Here is a 16,460-nt window from a genome sequence, read left to right as displayed (position 1 = left end):
ATCATCCATGTCGGATCTTTTCCCAGGTCAGCCGAGCCGTCGTGATTTTTTGAAAACGGGTGTCGCGGTCACCTCCGGTCTGGTGGTGGCGTTCACCCTGCCCATGGGTTTGGGTAAACTCGCCTTTGCTCAGGAAGCGCCAAGCCCAAACCTGAATTTTAAATCGGCCGCGCTGCCGAATGCTTTCATCCGCATCAGTCCGGATAATTCCATCCGCCTGATCATCAATAAATTGGAAATGGGACAGGGCGTGAACACCTCCCTGGCCCAGCTCATCGCCGAGGAATTGGAATGTGAATGGGAACGCATCGCGTGCGAGTCCGCACCGGTCGCTCCGGTTTATAATGCAACCTTTGCCCCGATTCAGATGGCCGGCGGCAGTACCGCCGTGACCTCGTCCTGGAATCAGCTGCGCATGGTCGGGGCCATGGCACGTGAAATGCTCATCGCGGCCGCTGCTCAGAAGTGGAATGTGCCGGCCCGCGAATGCCGCGCGGACAAGGGCGCCGTGCATCATCCGAAAAAGGGTTCCTTGACCTACGGTGAACTTGCCGACGCCGCGGCCCAGCAAACACCACCGATCGCGCCCATCAAACTCAAGGATTCCAAGGATTTCAAAATCATTGGTCAATCCATGAAGCGGGTGGATACCGCGGATAAAATCAGCGGCAAGGCCATCTTTGGCCTGGATGTGAAGCTTCCCGATATGGTCTATGCGGTGATCGCACGTCCTCCGTTTGGAGCGACGCTGGCCGGTTTCGATGACGAGGCCGCGCGCAAGGTTACGGGTTTGAAGGAGATCATCAAGCTCGATGGTCACAAGGTGGCCTTCGTCGCCACCCATACCTGGGCGGCCATCAAAGCCCGCGAGGCCGCGCAGGTGCAGTGGAAACTTTCCGATGATCCCCTGCTGACTCAGGATGGTCTGCATAAGTCTTTCCTCGCCACTCTCGAAAAACCAGGAACGCCAGTTAAGAGCGTGGGCAGCACGGCTGAGGCTTTGAAGAAAGCCCGCCGGAAACTGGAGGCGACTTATGATTTTCCGTATCTCGCCCATGCGGCAATGGAACCGATGAACTGCACGGTGACCTATGATGGAACAAGCGCGCATATATGGGCCGGGCATCAGATGCCAACCGGGGATCGCATGGCGGCCGCGAAAGTTTTCGGTCTGCCTCCTGAGAAAGTGGAGGTGACGACCACTTATGCGGGCGGCAGTTTCGGGCGTCGTGCAAACAAGGACAGCGATTATGTGGTGGAAGCCTGTGCCCTGGCCAAACAGCTGAAAAAACCGCTCAAAGTGGTCTGGACTCGTGAGGACGATACCCGCGGCGGTTACTATCGGCCGAAGACCATGCACAGAATCACGGCCGGTCTGGATGCCAAGGGTCGTATCAGCGGTTGGGATCATAAGATTGTAGGGCAGGGGGTGATGGACGGTTCGCCGTTCGGTGCTCAAATTGAAAAGACGGGCATTGACCCCACCTCGATTGAAGGCGTGGAAAATACGCCTTATGCAATCCCGGATTTTCGCCTGCAGCTCAAGCTCATGAAGCTGCCGGTGACGACGCTTTGGTGGCGTTCGGTGGGGCATACCCACACGGCCTATGTGATGGAAACCTTTATTGATGAACTCGCGGCCCTTGCGAAGAAGGATCCTTTGCAATTCCGCAAGGAGATGATCAAGAACAGCCCGCGGCATCAGGCTGTGCTGGATTTGCTGGCGCAAAAATCCGATTGGGGCAAAACATTGCCGGCCGGTCATGCCCTCGGCCTGGCCGTGCATGAATCCTTCAACAGCGTGGTTGGGAATGTGGTGGAGGTTTCGCTACAAGGCAAGGATGTGAAAGTGCATAAGGTGGTCAGCGCCGTGCACTGTGGAACGGTGGTCAATCCCAAGGGTGCGCAGGCCCAGGTGGAAAGTGCGATCGTTTATGGTCTGTCTGCCTGTCTTTACGAGGAACTGACCCTCGACAAGGGTCAGGTGCAGCAGAGCAATTTCCATGATTTTCCTGTTCTGCGCATGCCCGAGATGCCGCTTGTTGAGGTTCATTTCGTTCCCTCGAACGACAAACCCACAGGTCTTGGTGAACCCGGTCTGCCGCCTCTGGCGCCGGCGATCGCCAATGCCATTTTCAAATTGAACGGCAAGCGGATTCGCACTCAGCCTTTCAGCAAGGGACTGGTATGATCAGTGCGCTGCTGCTCGCTGCGGGGCAAGGAAGTCGCATGAATTATCAGGCGAAGGCTCTGCTTTCGCTTGGCCATACGACCTTTGTTCAGCATGCGTTGCAGCAGCTCGCGGACGCGGGAATGGACGAGATCATTCTGGTAACCGGCGCGCAGCGGGGGGCTGTGTGGGGTGCTGCGGTGCAGCAGGCTGCGGACGACAGCGTCCAGCGCCCCCCGCTGCGGGAAGCGCATAACCCGAATTATCAGACCGGTATCCTCAGTTCCATTCAAACGGGATTGCAGGCGGTGCATCCGCAGAGTGAAGCGGTTTTGATCACGCTCGTGGATCTGCCGTTTCTCAAGGCGGAGGACTATCGTGCAGCCTCGGATCACTGGCGGTGCGGTGACGCTTACACGCTGTTACGGGCGTGGAGTGAGGGCCAGCCCGCGCATCCGGTGATCATCCCGCTGGCCTATTTTTCTCAGATCATGGAGCAGCCCCCAAGTGACAAGGGCTGCTCTTTTTTGTTCAAAAAATATCCGGAGCGTGTGCGTTTCCATGAAGTCGCACGCGGACGCATCGATATCGATACGATCGAGGATTATCATGCTCACATCACCTCCTGAACTTTTTCGCCGGGCGCAGGCCCTGAAGGACAGTGGCGCCAGCTTTGTGATCGCGACGGTGATCCGGGTCCGCGGATCCGCTTCAGCCAAAACCGGATCCAAGGCCCTCTTTGATGCCCAGGGCACCAACCTCTATGGCTATATCGGGGGCGGTTGCGCCGAGTCGCATGTATCGCAGGAAGCCTGCGAGGCCCTGCAGGAAAAAAGACCGCGCATCGTGGAGATCGACCTGGATGATGAAGTGTTCGGGCTGATGCCCTGCGGGGGTGTGATGGATGTGTATCTGGAACCGCATTTTTCCAGTCCCGTTCTCAGCCTGCCCAACTTCGGCAGCTGGAATCAGGCCGCTGCCCAATTTTTGAAGGAACTGGGTTTTCAAAGTGAAAGCGCGGTGGGTCCGGTCCAGCCGCTCCAGTCCTGGCGCGAACTCTTTCTGCAGCTGGCTGCAGCTCTGGCCACCTGGAAGGGTTATCCGCTGGAACCCCTGCGCAACACCAAAGGCTCCGGACCCGCGCCGCTGCCTGCGTTGCCTTCCCGGCCCTCGTCCCTTTGCGTCTTCGGGCAGACCCGCATCACCGAGGAATTCAGCCGTCTGCTGCCCTTTCTGGATTGGCGGGCGCAGGTTTTTCGCAACAGTCCTTTGGACATGGATCTGCCGCATCTGCAGGTTTGTGAACTGCCGCTGGATGTGGAAGCCCTTGCGATACCACGCGGCGCCTGGGTTGTAATCGCGAGTCATCATAAGCAGGATGCCGCCATTGCCGAGCATGCTCTGCGCGCCGGTGCATCATACGTAGCCCTGGTGGCCAGCGAAAAGCGATCGCGTCTGATCGTGGAGGACCTTTTGGAACGGCAGCTGCCGCCGGACCTTTTGCATTGTTTCTGCGCGCCAGCGGGACTGAATATGCCGACCGACACGCCGCTCCAGATTGCCTTTTCGATCCTTTGCGAAATTCTTTGGGCTCAGAACCTTGCAAGCGATTCACCGGCGATGCTATACGAAGGGTAGGCCCCGCGCCTTCAAGCCGACCGCAAGGAGTGGATTCATGCAAATCAGACTCGTTAGCGTTATCGTCGATGACCAGGAAAAGGCCCTGAAGTTTTATACCGAGGTCCTCGGTTTTACCAAGAAGACGGATATTCCCGTAGGCGCCCATAAGTGGCTCACGCTGGTGTCACCGGATGGACCGCAAGTGGAGCTGGCCCTGGAAGTCAATACGCACCCGGCCGCCCGCGCTTTTCAAAAAGCGATCTTTGAAGATGAGATTCCTCTCCTTACGTTTTTCAGTACCGACGTCCAAAAGGAAAGCGAAGCTCTCAGTGCGAAAGGTGTGGTTTTCCGCGTTCCACCGACCGAAGCCGCTTGGGGAACCTATGCTGTCTTCGAAGATACCTGCGGGAATTTGATTCAGCTGCACCAGTGCTGAAGGGACCAGTACCGTGAAACATAGGTTTGGTCCAAGGCTCTGATTTTATATTCACTAAGCTCTCCAAAGGCCTGTCAGAGTTGATTCTGCCGCCACGTAACAGAATACTGACAGGCCTTAGTCCCCGCCGCGCCTGCCGAAAATCCCTGACCCTGTCCAAGGTTCAATAAGACTCAAGAAGGAAGCACACGATTCCAGAGGCTTGGCTTGTGCATGATCGTTGCATTATCCGGGGTCCTGTACGCTTTGTTGAGGAGCCCTGAAGACACATGATGATGAAAAACTGGAAACGGACCTCGAGCCTCGCTTTGATCGCCTTCCTGTGGATGAGTGCTTGCACCAAGAAAAGCACGCCTGCTGACGCTGAGACAGAACCCGAAGCGGATGCTCCCGCGGCCGATGTCACCAGCGAAGTGTTGTCAGCGCTGCCGAATCATGAGGAGGTCGTGCAATACTATGGTCAAGACTATGACATTCCTGATGAATTGAAGACCGAGGTCGCCCTTCGCAATGGCGATCTTTGGGCTTATTTGAGCCGTATGCGTGACGCGGAGCGTCAGGATTATTTTGAACAGAATCAAGCGGGCTATGATGCCTTTGTGAAAACACCCGTGTCGTTGAACGGAACGCCTGCTGTGATTTTCCGTCTGCTGCCCGAGGTGATGCCGGAAGTTTTCTCGGACGCCGAATTTGAGCAAGCGACGGGTTATTACAAACTGAGTCCCAGCGATTTTCTTCCTTACGGTTTTACTTATACCAAGGCTCCTGCGGCAGCGGGTGCTCCGCCGAGTCCCTTGATGGTGACTCTTGCCTGTGCCGCGTGTCATACGGGTCGTGTGCAGGATGCATCGGGTCAAGTGAAACAGATATTGGGAGCCCCCAGCACTGTGGGCGATGTCAACGGTTACCGGTCAACGCTTTCCCGGGCTGTGCAGAATCCCAGCTATACTGTGGAAAAATTCACGGCCGCTTTGCTGGCTAAAAAGGACGGTGAACTTTACGGCCCGGATCGCATTGCGGAAGAGAAAATCGACAAGGCCATTTTCCTCGGGACAGCCCAGTCACCCGCTTTGGGCGCTGCGCTTATGCAGCAGTTCAAGGATGGACTCGTGAAACGTGGAGCCTATGCAGTGCAAACAGCGGGCGCTTATACCCTGAAAAATGATTTGCGCCTCCTGCTCTCTTCGCCGGGACATAGCGACTTCGCTGTGGCTGTGGCTTTGGCTGCTGTTCCTCCCACGGAAGTTCTTGCGGATCCGGCGGTTGGGTTAAAGAAATATTTTCCAACGACTCCTGGTATCGGCGACATCATGAGCGTCTGGAGACAGGATCAACGCGCCTTCGCTCAGTGGGATGGAAACCTGAAGAACAAGCTCACGCGTAACCTCGGTGCGGAAATTGGCATCGCCGGTGAGGCGAAGTCGGTGAACTTTCCGAATGCCGTGGCGACCACAGCGTTTGTCGATAAGTTGCCGGCTCCGGCTTATCCTTTCAAGGTTGATCTGCGCAAGGCTTCCGAAGGACGCGCGATCTATGAGCAGGCCTGTGCCTCGTGTCATGAAGCAGAAAAATTTATTCCGGTGGCCACCATCGGTACGGAACCAGGTCGTGCGACCGGTTTAACGAAGGACACGCGTCCCTATGTGGTTGCCGCTCTCAAGGACGCCTGCCAGGACAAAACCCTGCCGGACTGCAATGTGCCGGATGATGAGATCGTGGTGCCGCGCGAGGACAACCCCGGATATATTTCCGTTCCTCTCAACGGCATCTGGGCCCGTGCTCCGTATCTGCATAACGGTTCGGTTCCCACGCTCTATCATCTGCTGGTCGCTGAGGAACGTCCCACGGAATTCCAGCTCAATGATTTCAGCTATGATGAAAAATGGCTGGGCTTCCAGTGGAGACTGAATGGCAATCCCATGGATGATGATGCGGGTCAGAACGATCCGGGCCAGAATTCCGGCAAGTCGCCCGGCAAGTCCGGCTTTGTGATTCTCTACGATACCCGGATCCCGGGCTATGGCAACGCCGGCCATGCTGATATCCAAGTCTTCAATGGTGGCATCGATTTCCGCCAGGATAAACGCAAACGCGAAGCGCTCATCGAATACCTGAAAACGCTTTAATTCGAGAAAAAAGAAGCCCAGGAAGACAAGGCCATGAAGGCAATGTGTTCCTGGGCTCAAAATGTTGACACCGGACCTTATGTCCAGGAAAAGTCGTTGATGGGCAGACGACGGATTCGTTGTCCCGTCAGTCGATAAAGGGCATTGGTCACGGCCGGAGCCGCCAGGGGCGTGGCGAGTTCGCCGAGCCCGCCGATGGCCTCCTGGCTGCGGACAAAGTGAACCTCCTGCACGGGGGCTTCCGCCAGCTTGATAAAGGGACGATCAGCAAAAATGGTTTGATCGACTTTACCGCCGGTAACGGTGACCTTGCCAAACAGCGCCGCTGCGAGCCCATATAAGGCCGCGCCCTGCACCTGGGCTTCCGCTCCCTCGGGGTTGACGACCGGACCGCAGTCGACCACAGTCCAAAGACGTTCCACTTTCACCGTGTTCGATACAAGGCTGACCTGTGCCGCCATCGCCGCCAGTGAGCCAAACCCTTCCGTAAAGCCCATGCCGAGCGTGGGCTGGCTGTTCCAGTCGCAGATTTCCGCCAGGGTATCCAGCAGACGCTGCGCGCGCGGATGCGCGTTCAAATGAATTCGACGCAACTGCAGCGGATCGATTTGCATCCGGGCGGCGATCTCATCCATAAACGATTCGACGAAGAACGTGTTCTGAGATTTGCCGACCGAACGCCAGTAGCCCACAGGAACGGAAAGGTCCACTTCTTCATGAAACACTTCCTGATGATCAATGCCATATGGAATATCCGCAAAACCATCGATCGATGAAAAATCGATTTGTGTGCTGTTCGGATTATTGCGTTTCGCTATCGAAGGACCGGCATTTTTTCCGGTCCAAACGGCAAGGTGTTCTCCCCTGATCCCGGCCTTGAGTCGGGCCTGATAGGCCGGCCGATAGTAATCATGCTGCGTGTCCTCGCTACGCGACCAGATGACCTGAACCGGTCCCTGCACCGCTTGCGAAGCCAGGGCGGCATGCACCACATAATCACTTTCCACCTTGCGACCAAACCCACCGCCCAGATAGGTGACGTTGACCTTGATCATGTGCGGCGGACGCTTCAGGGCGCGCGCGGCTCCATAGGCGGCCAATTGAGGGCTTTGGGTGGGAATCCAGAATTCACAGCGATCGCCTTCCACCCAGGCTGTGCAATTGAGTGGCTCCAGGGCTCCGTGGGCTAAAAACGGCGTATGATATTCCGCGTCCACGACGGTTTCACAGAGTGCAAGCGCACCGCTGCCGTCCCCGTGTTTGAAGACGCTCGGGCCGTTGAAATTTTGAACGGCCTCGCTCAGCCGCTGTTCGATCGCCGGCTGCGAATTGCTGTCCATGACCGCTGTCGTTTCATAACGCGGCGCGAGCTGATCCAGAATCCGCTGAGCCCGCCAGTAACTGGGGCCGATGGCGATGATCGCGCCGGGAACTTCCACCAGCTGATAACCGGCCGGCATTTGCCCCTGCAGTTCGGGGAAGTTCAGAAGTCGGGATCCGAACACCCGATGCTGCCTGACGGCTCCGTATTGCATGCCTGGCAGCCGCACATCCATTCCATAGATGGGCTGGCCTTCGATTTTCAGAGCGGCATCCTTGCGATGCTGCCGCTGTCCTACAATCCTGAATTGATCCTCATGTTTCAAGGGCGGATCGCTCGGCAAAGGCAGTTGCGCGGCGGCTTGAATCAACTGTCCATAAGAGACCAATTTTTGACCTGCGGCATCGACCACCCAGGAGGCATTCCCCTGCAGTTCATGGACCTGGTGCCCGGTTTGAGCCGCTGCAGCCTGAAGCAGGACCTGCCGCACGGCCGCTCCGATTTTGCGAAGACGCAGATAATTGCTGCGAACGGACGTGCTTCCAAAGGTGCCGGCAAATGGTGATTGGGGATCGACAAAAGCGCCCATTTCACCTTCCAGTTTCACGGTGACCTGGGACCAATCCGCGTCCAATTCCTCGGCGATCAGCATGGCCAGTGAGGTGATGACGCCCTGACCCATTTCGGCCTTTACGACCGTAATTTCCACCTGATTGTCGGCGAAGATGCGAATAAAGGTATTTAAAATAATGGAATTCGGTGACGCGCCGTGGGCTGCTTCACGCCCGACCCAGGGAAGACTGAAACCAAAGACGAGGCTGAGCGTGCCACCCAAGGATCGTGTGATCAGTTCCCGTCTTGTGCTTTTTACATTCAGCACGTTCAACTCCCCGTCGCTGTCTGACTGTGCACATCGAGCACAGCCTGTCGAATGCGATCATATGTTCCACAGCGACATAGGTTGGTGACTTCATTCCAATTGGGCGTTTGACCAGGTAAAGTTTTTTTAAGAAGCTTATGAGCACCCAGCACAAAACCAGGCTGACAGTAACCACATTGAGGGACGTCATATTTCAGCCAGGCCGCTTTCAATTTTTGTGCAAGCTCATCATTCAGCCCGTGAATCGTTGTAATTTTTTTTCCTGCTGCGGTCGCCACAGCCGAGGCGCAGGCGCGCACCAGATTGTTATCGACGTAAACCGTACAGGCTCCGCAAAGTCCCGCGCCGCATCCGAACCGGGCCTGCGTTTGATTCAAGTCTTCGCGCAGAACCCACAGCAAGGGCTTGTTCGGTTCGGTATCGACCGTATGGACCTTGCTATCAATAGTAAGTTCGTAAAGCGCCATCTTGGGCCTCTCCCGTCCTGATTGTGCGATCGTCTATCAAGGCCGATAACAGTCTTTGATGAGAAAAACAATCCAGAAAATTCACAAGGACATTCCTGCCTCCATGTCACAGCAGGAAACCTGTCGCATGGAAGCGGATGGTTCTAATTAAAATCAATCAAGATAAGAAGGCGGGTGAGATGAACTCAGGGGAAGCCTTGATCCTGCCAGGCCCTCAGATATCGTAAAAGACGAGGTCCCTGCACTTCATCGACTTTCGGGGGCATTTTTCTGTTTTCAACAGCCTGCAAAATGCGAGGCATCGCGGTCTTCCATTGATCCTGGGTTTCAAGGCGCAAACCGGCTGGTGGCTGATCCCCTTTGTGACAGGAAATGCAGAGTGCGTTGGCCAAACCACTCACGGCGGGCGTCCAGGTTATTGTGAAATCAGATAACGCATTGGCATAGGCTTCATTGCGGCCCCAATTCGTGAGCGAAATCGCAAGCTGTGCGAGCAGTTTTTTATCCGCTTCCGACTTATCCGCGGCATTCGGCGGCATCTTTCCGCTCGTGATGGCGGCCGCCGCCTGGGTCGCAGCAGCCTTCAGGGTTTCTGCGGTATTCAGAGTCACCGGACCAGGAGCCGGCGCACCGGTGTGGCAGCTTCCGGTACAAAGCTGTTGGACCATGGGCTGAAGTTCATCGGTATATCCCACAGGAATAAAGTCGGCCAGGGCAGGGTTGGGATTCCCGGCGTTGGCGATGGATCCGGGTGCGGGATTCGCATCGGAACCCGTCATGATATTGTTGGGCTTGCCATCGGCATTCACACGCGTGTCGTCGACGTTCGCGGTGCAGGCGCCTAGCAGGATGCAGGCCACGATCATGAATTTCACAGCAAAACCTCCGGGCCAGGGGATGCTTTACTTTTCGGCATAATGTGGTGGAATCTTGAGAATAAAATTCGGGCAGCCCGTCCCGAAGGACAGCCGGCCCAGGGCATTTCACTGTGACCCGCCTTAATCCCAGGACATGGAATACTTTTTTGTGAAACAGACGATCATTTCCTGGCTGCCGTTGAAACCGGTCTTCTGTCGGATGCCCGCGGAAAGACCATGATGGGTAAAAAGCATCGAGTCCTTCGTGTTAGCATAAGCTTAAAAAAGAGATGTTGGGGTGGCTGCCATGAGAGGATGCCCATTTGGGAAACACCGCAGAATCAAACTGGGGTGGCTATGGATCTTTCTGGGCTCTTTTGCCTGTCAATCAACCGAGGGCCGCCTGAATTTGCAGCACAGGGCTCGTGCTCTGCTCGAAGAATCCCGTTTCCCGTGGCTCGCTGTCACCGAGCAGGAACTTGTGGAACATACCTTGGAACCTCGATTCGGAACCGTGATCAGCCGTCCGGCCACGGACCCTTTGCGCCAGCGACTGCAGTTCTGGCTGGAGCAGCTGGATCGCTTCCTGAGGGAAAAGGATCCGATCGGGATGCAGGGCGTGCCGCAGCCCCGGATTTTTCTGTTGGAGCATGCGCAGCCCCAGGCTTTTGTGGGACGCATGGACGTCTGCCTGAGGAAGATGGGACAGCTGCAGGGAGCCGAGGGCACCTCGGAGGATTTTCTTGGTCTGGATCGCGAACGGGGTGGGCTTTTCAGTGTCCCGGGTCCGCGTCCCTGTGTGCCGTTGCCTTATCAGGGCGTGGCGCTGCAGCGCTTTATGGATTGGTATGTGAAACCCTTTGCGGGATGCACGACGCGGGTGACGAAGCGCACCGTGGACTTTGCGCCCGGCTGTCTGCAGGCGTCGATTGATGGTTCCCATGCGCCCGCGCAGACCAGGGAAATTTTTGTGCGCATGAGCGGACACTGGCTGGTGATGACCACCGGCCTGATGCAAAATCTCACGGAATATGAAGCGGTCGCGACGGTCTTTCACGAGGCGGCGCATTATTATCGGGCCCATCGTTCGCAGCCCGATGCCCTGCACGATTTTCTTGCGCCTCATGCGGCGGACAAGGAGATGGCGGAGCTGGCCCAGGAGCTGATGTACTGGCGGAAGGCCAAGGAAAATGGCTATCGGACCCTGGCGAATGGGGCTCCAGGACAGCGCTATCACAGTGGTCTTTATTTCATTGCCCGCCATGTGATTCAGGATTGGATACGAAAGGAAGGCCAACGCAGCGCCTGCAAGGATCTGTCGCAGCATTTTCTCACGGCTCCGGGATTGACCCATTTTCCTTTGGAAAAACCGGATGAACGCGGATACGTTTCCTATCAGGATTATGAGCGCAAGGTCGATGCGTGTCTGGTCGATCTGCCTTTGAATGCGACCCTGCAAAAACGTATGGTGGACAACATGGAGCGCCTCGCGCCGTGGTCTCCGCGCGTTCTGGGACCGGTGCCCGAGCTGACGACGGTCAGGGAGCTTTGGGATTGGCTCAATCGGGCTTTGCCGGCCGTGGTCGCCGCTCCGGACACGAGGCTTGCTGAGTTGTCCCGGCGCGCGGATGCCCTCGGTCTTGGCCCTTATACGCGTGAGCAGGAAGCGAATGAGCTGGTCGTGGATTGGCTGACAAAATTTGGGATCGATCCGCAGCATGGGGTGAAGGCTGCCTTGAAACTTTTGAAACTGGAAACTCAATCCCCCCTGGCCGCCGAGCCGCGCCCTGGTGCTTATACCTATGAACAATGTGTCGAGGCTTATGAGGCGAAATTCCGCGCCGCTGATGGCAGCGAGTGGCGTGTGCCGGTTGGCGATTACAGCGATCCGCATCAGAGCAGCTGTTATCGCGCCTTCAATATGTATCGCAACATCAACACGCAGGGTTACGCGCTGAAGCGGAAGCCCGAGCGGGTGGCCCCGCCTGATCCCGCCTGGGATACGATGGCTCGTTGAGACCTTTGTGTGCGTTTCTTGAGACAGACTCTGACTCCCTGCAAAACGGCCCGTTGACAAGGTCCTGTGCATTTGCCAAGTTTTCCGATTCAGTCCGCTTGGCAATTTCAGGAAAGGTCATGGCTATGAAAAAACTGCTAGTGGGTCTTGCATGTCTGACGAGTGGCTGCGTGGGCTATGAAGAGACCATTAACGAAGCCATTCAAGTCGGCCAGAACCAAATGGGTCAGGTCAGTGCAGCCCCAAGCCAGAGCGAATCCGTGTCCGCCACACGCCAGGCTCTGGAAAAAGGGGTGACCGTTGGGATTAACATGCTGCAAAAGGAAGGTGGCTTCAGCCAGTCCATGCACCGCATCCTGATCCCTGCTGAGATGCAGAAGATGGCCCAGTTTGCCCGCAGTGCCGGACTCGGGGCTCAGGTCGATAATTTTGAAAAGAGCCTGAATCGTGCTGCGGAACAGGCCATGTCCTCGGCGATGCCCATCTTCAAACGGGCCATAACCCAGCTCACCTTTCAGGATGTGGTCACCATCCTTACCGGCCCTGATCAGGCCGCCACCAATTACTTTCGCCGTACAAGTGAACAGCAGCTGCTGGATACCTTCAAACCCATTGTGGCCAAGGCCACCCAGCAGAACAATGTCGGCCGGTACTACAACCAAATCATGACCACCATCAAACCCGCGGCGACGCTCGCCGGCATACCGATTGCCACGGTCAACCTTGATGAGTATGTGAGTCAGAAGGCCAGCCAGGCCCTCTTCACGGAAATCGGCAAGCAGGAAAAACTGATTCGCGACAATCCCGTGGAACGCAGTACTGCGCTTCTGCAAAAGGTGTTCGGTTATTACGCCAACCGGAAAAGTTAAGAAGGCCCCACGTGCAACAGCTGGCTCTGGTCATCGTGTTTGGTGCGCTCGGGGTGACCCTCCGTTATGGAATCAGCCTATGGGCGCTGAAGGCCGTCCCTCAGGCTTTTCCCTGGGCCACGTTTGTCATCAACATCGTGGGTGCATTCCTGATGGGCGTCCTCTATGTGCTGGGCCTCGATCGGATTTCGCTCGCGCCTGAGATCCGGACGGGATTGGCCGCCGGTTTTTTAGGCGGTTTTACGACGTTTTCCGCCTACTGCAATGAGTCCCTCCGCCTTTGGGAAGGGGGTGAACGGGTGATGGCCGCGCTTTATTATTTCGGCAGCCCGGCCTTCGGTCTTCTCGCTTGTTATGGCGGTGTGGCTTTGATGCGCACGCTGGAACGGGCTTGAGCTGTTCTTCCATAAGCCTCGATGATTTCGGGTGAATTTCCATACCCTTGTTCTCCCAGAGCACTTTTTTAAGAACAGCTTTGCATTAAATTCCAAGGTCACACGTCAGGCCCTATGATCCTGTATGATGCGTCTGTGCTTTTATGATATGCGATAGTCAAACTTGCGGAGCTTACCTGTCATGGCCTTAACGATGGAAGAGCGATCCTTCATTTACAACCAGTTTCTGGCGAGTGATAAACCATCCCTCATCTTTCGTGCTCTCTTTGAACGCAAGAAGCAGACTCATCCGCATTTTTCCATAGCCCAGCTTTGCAAGTCCTGCGGCATTCCCTCGCGGGGTTATCTGTCGGAATTTCTGAACGGCAAAAGACGACTCAACAGTCGTTACTGGAAGGGCTTTATCAAATGCTTCGGCCTGACCGGACGCCTGGCCACCGCCGCGCATGTAGTCTTCGAACTGGAGGACGCCGATAGCGAGGACGAACGCCGCGTGCTGATGGAGAAGCTCGAAAGCCTGCGGCGCTCGTTCAAAAAGGTCGAGGAAAGTTTTCCCTCGCGTCTCCATGGAATGGTGTTTGCGGCCGAGGTTTACTGCGCCTTCGGACTCTATGGAAACAATCCGACCAAGGAGCAATTGAAGAGCTACTTCGGACGCTCGCGGGCGCTGGATGTGGAATATGCGCTGGCCTGTCTCATGGGGATTGAAGTGATCGGTCTGGATACGGACACGCAGCGTTATTTCATTCGGGAGAATACCATCCGCTTTACCGACAGCGAGGACAGCGGCCTCACCATGAACAGCTTTCATCAGTATGCGGTGCAGGATGCGGAGCGGGCCTTCAAGAAATGGTATTCCTCACAGGACGCCTATTTTGAAACGATCATGATTTCGGTGAAGAAAAGTCGGCTTCCGGAATTCATCGAGAAGGTGAAGGATCACAGTATCCTCACCGCTCAGGAAGTTGAATCCACGGAAGCCGATATGCTGATCCGCTTTAATGTGCAGATTTATCCTTTGCATTAGGATAACGGATCGTCAGTTCCTTCAGAAGGTTCTCGGCCTTGTCGACCTCGGCCATGACCCAGAGCATGTAACGAATATCCACGTGAATCGCGCGGGTCATGAGCGGATCGAAGTACCAATCCTTGGTCACCGACTCATAGGTCGAATCGAAATTCAGACCGACCAGTTCCGCGCGTTTGTTCATCACGGCCGAACCGGAGTTGCCTCCGGTGGTGTCGGCGGTGGTCAGGAAGTTCACCGGAACGGTGCCGAGGACCTTGTCCTTATAGGCTCCATAGCGTTTGGCCCGTGCCGCCTCCAGAAGGGCTTTGGGGGCATCAAAGGGGGTCTTGCCGGTATATTTTTCCAGGACGCCTTCCAGGGTGGTGAACGGGCCTTTGATCAGACCGTCCTTCGGCGAGTAGGGAGACACGGTTCCATAGGTCACCCGCAGGGTGGAGTTGGCATCCGGATACACGGGTTTGCCCTGGGATTTTTTCCAGGCTATCACCGCGCGCATGTACTCGGGAATGATGCGATCGAGGTTGCCATCGATTTCCTTGCGACGGTTTTCAAGCGTCATGTGAATGTCATGCAGTTTCACCGCCAGCTGAATCAGGGCATCCTTGGATTGGGTGAAGGCCTTGGCATCCTTGTTCATCCAGTCAAGACGCTGGACGGTGTCATGCAAGGTCGATTTTTGATAAAGGCCAGCTATCGCATCGACCGTCGGCAGGAGCGCGTCCAGGCCGAGCGGGTGGGAGTCAGCCGACAGTTTTTGGTAGCGCTGCAGAGCCGCTTTCCAGCGCGCCTGATCCACTTCGCTGGCAAAGGTTTGCTCCAGACGGGTCAGACGGGCCTTAATAAAGGGCAGATCCCGATCCTGGTAACCGGATTCACGTTCGGCGTCCGGTTTCTGCCGTTCCACCGCCAGACGGTAGAGTTGCAGCGCGCTGCTGAGAAGATCGCTCTTCGTGGCGACCGACCAGGCGAACTGCTCTTCAGACAGTCTTTCATCGGCCTGGATCAGGTGATCCATCTGGGCGAGCACTTCCTGCAAAGTTTTGGCATTGGGCTGCTTTTTCATCCACTGATTGAATTCAGCCTGTTGCTCGTCCTTGATCGCCGCAATATCCCGACGGGCGAATCCATCGAGCAGACCCTGCAGTTTCTTCAAACGATTGCTGATGCCTTTGGAAACGCTGGCATAGCGTACCGCGGTTTCAGGATTGGTTTTGGTGACCTGCGCGATGGCTTCAAGATCCGCATCGTATTCCGCCACGTATTGCGGGTAACTTTGATCGCGGACGAAACGAATTTCGCGCGGCAGTTTATAGCGATTGGTGCGACCAGGATAGCCGGCCAGCAGAATGGGATCCCCGTTTTTCAAGCCTTCCGCTGATATGGCCAGAAAATCTTTGGACGCATAAGGTACATTGTCCGGCGAGGGATCGGCAGGTCGCCCGTCCTTGCCCACATAACCCCGCAGGAAGGCAAAATCTCCGGTGTGGCGAGGCCATTCAAAGTTATCGATCTCGCCTCCAAAGTTACCGATTTTGTCAGAGGGCGCATAAACCAGGCGCACGTCGCGTATCATCATCTGCCGAATGCGATAGTATTCCATGCCGCGATGAAAGCTCGGAACCGAACAACGATAGGCTTTGTCCGCTTCACAGCTGGCGATGAGATCCTTGATGCGCTTTTCGATTTCCTCATACCGTGCCTTGCCTGACAGCTTGGGATCCAGTCCGCGCAGCACCGTTTGGGTCACATCCTCGACGCTATCGGTCACATAAATCCGGGTATTCGGGCTCGCCGGCAATTCCTCGGCCCGTGAGCGCGCGAGGAAACCATCGGCGATAAAATTTCGTTTGGCGGAGGAGTTGTGCTGAATATCGCCATAAGCGCAGTGATGATTGGTAACGATTAAGCCTTGAGGGGAAACAAAGGACGCCGAACAGCCCCCCAGGGAGACTATGGCCGACATGGGAGCCCGTTTCAAATCGGCGAGCCTTTCCGCCGGCGTCTGAATGCCGATACGCTTCAACTCTGCCTTCAAAAGCGGCAATTGGTGCGGCTGCCATTGCCCTTCATCCGCCTGAGCTGTCAGGGGCAGGGCGATCATGAGACTGGTGTACAGTATACGCGTAAACAAGGGTCACTCCAGGCTTGTTGAAGGGCCAGTATAGCCATCCACAGGGGTGCTGACAACGCGGTCACTTATGACTATGATCTCGGACGGTCCAGCTCATAATTGGCTATGAGCGTGAAAGAGCCCACAGCCTGAACGATTCCT

The 16,460-nt window shown here is 56.0% G+C and carries 13 protein-coding genes; 9 read left to right on the top strand and 4 right to left on the bottom strand.

From position 1 onward, the window contains the following. Positions 1-7: 7 nt before the first annotated feature. From OLTU_RS15990 to OLTU_RS15970, 5 genes are all read left to right on the top strand, one after another. Complete coding sequence (locus tag OLTU_RS15990; protein ID WP_176736669.1) at positions 8-2,191, top strand: xanthine dehydrogenase family protein molybdopterin-binding subunit; 2,184 nt, start codon at positions 8-10, stop codon at positions 2,189-2,191. Further along, the gene (locus OLTU_RS15985; RefSeq protein ID WP_141733768.1) at positions 2,188-2,799 is read left to right on the top strand and encodes a nucleotidyltransferase family protein; all 612 of its coding nucleotides are present in this window, start codon (positions 2,188-2,190) and stop codon (positions 2,797-2,799) included. The genes OLTU_RS15990 and OLTU_RS15985 overlap by 4 nt, the downstream gene beginning before the upstream one ends. After that, positions 2,780-3,808, top strand: a complete 1,029-nt coding sequence (locus OLTU_RS15980; RefSeq protein WP_141733767.1) for an XdhC family protein — start codon at positions 2,780-2,782, stop codon at positions 3,806-3,808. The genes OLTU_RS15985 and OLTU_RS15980 overlap by 20 nt, the downstream gene beginning before the upstream one ends. Before the next feature lie 37 nt (positions 3,809-3,845). Further along, positions 3,846-4,226: a VOC family protein gene (locus OLTU_RS15975; protein ID WP_141733766.1), complete on the top strand. Its 381-nt coding sequence runs from the start codon at positions 3,846-3,848 to the stop codon at positions 4,224-4,226. Between the two features lie 269 nt (positions 4,227-4,495). After that, on the top strand, positions 4,496-6,352 hold the full coding sequence (locus OLTU_RS15970) for a c-type cytochrome (RefSeq protein WP_141733765.1): 1,857 nt from the start codon (positions 4,496-4,498) through the stop codon (positions 6,350-6,352). A 77-nt stretch (positions 6,353-6,429) separates the two neighbouring features. Here OLTU_RS15970 and OLTU_RS15965 read toward each other — a convergent pair whose 3' ends face one another. The 3 genes from OLTU_RS15965 to OLTU_RS15955 all read right to left on the bottom strand — a co-directional run bounded on the left by OLTU_RS15965 (position 6,430) and on the right by OLTU_RS15955 (position 9,886). Then, complete coding sequence (locus tag OLTU_RS15965; RefSeq protein WP_176736667.1) at positions 6,430-8,553, bottom strand: xanthine dehydrogenase family protein molybdopterin-binding subunit; 2,124 nt, start codon at positions 8,551-8,553, stop codon at positions 6,430-6,432. A gap of 2 nt (positions 8,554-8,555) precedes the next feature. Continuing rightward, positions 8,556-9,020: a (2Fe-2S)-binding protein gene (locus OLTU_RS15960; protein ID WP_141733763.1), complete on the bottom strand. Its 465-nt coding sequence runs from the start codon at positions 9,018-9,020 to the stop codon at positions 8,556-8,558. 185 nt (positions 9,021-9,205) lie between these two features. Further along, complete coding sequence (locus tag OLTU_RS15955) at positions 9,206-9,886, bottom strand: c-type cytochrome domain-containing protein (RefSeq protein ID WP_245676868.1); 681 nt, start codon at positions 9,884-9,886, stop codon at positions 9,206-9,208. Positions 9,887-10,370: 484 nt separating this feature from the next. On the opposite strand from OLTU_RS15955, the gene OLTU_RS15950 reads away from it, so the two are divergent. The 4 genes from OLTU_RS15950 (at position 10,371) to OLTU_RS15935 (ending at position 14,185) form a co-directional block, all read left to right on the top strand. Beyond that, a complete protein-coding gene (locus tag OLTU_RS15950; protein ID WP_141733761.1) occupies positions 10,371-11,894 on the top strand; it encodes a hypothetical protein in 1,524 nt (507 codons plus the stop codon). 125 nt (positions 11,895-12,019) lie between these two features. Next, the gene (locus OLTU_RS15945) at positions 12,020-12,763 is read left to right on the top strand and encodes a DUF4197 domain-containing protein (RefSeq protein ID WP_176736666.1); all 744 of its coding nucleotides are present in this window, start codon (positions 12,020-12,022) and stop codon (positions 12,761-12,763) included. Positions 12,764-12,774: 11 nt separating this feature from the next. Beyond that, the gene (locus OLTU_RS15940; RefSeq protein WP_141733759.1) at positions 12,775-13,158 is read left to right on the top strand and encodes a fluoride efflux transporter FluC; all 384 of its coding nucleotides are present in this window, start codon (positions 12,775-12,777) and stop codon (positions 13,156-13,158) included. 181 nt (positions 13,159-13,339) lie between these two features. Continuing rightward, on the top strand, positions 13,340-14,185 hold the full coding sequence (locus OLTU_RS15935; protein WP_141733758.1) for a TIGR02147 family protein: 846 nt from the start codon (positions 13,340-13,342) through the stop codon (positions 14,183-14,185). Here OLTU_RS15935 and OLTU_RS15930 read toward each other — a convergent pair. Continuing rightward, positions 14,157-16,289, bottom strand: coding sequence for a S46 family peptidase (locus OLTU_RS15930; RefSeq protein WP_141736801.1), 2,133 nt, complete (start codon positions 16,287-16,289; stop codon positions 14,157-14,159). The two genes, OLTU_RS15935 and OLTU_RS15930, sit on opposite strands and share 29 nt — an antisense overlap. Between the last annotated feature and the right edge of the window lie 171 nt (positions 16,290-16,460).

Source organism: Oligoflexus tunisiensis (genome assembly GCF_001748245.1).
Lineage (GTDB): Bacteria > Bdellovibrionota_B > Oligoflexia > Oligoflexales > Oligoflexaceae > Oligoflexus > Oligoflexus tunisiensis.
Note: the sequence above shows the minus strand (reverse complement) of the source record. Positions and strands in the feature narration are given on the sequence as shown.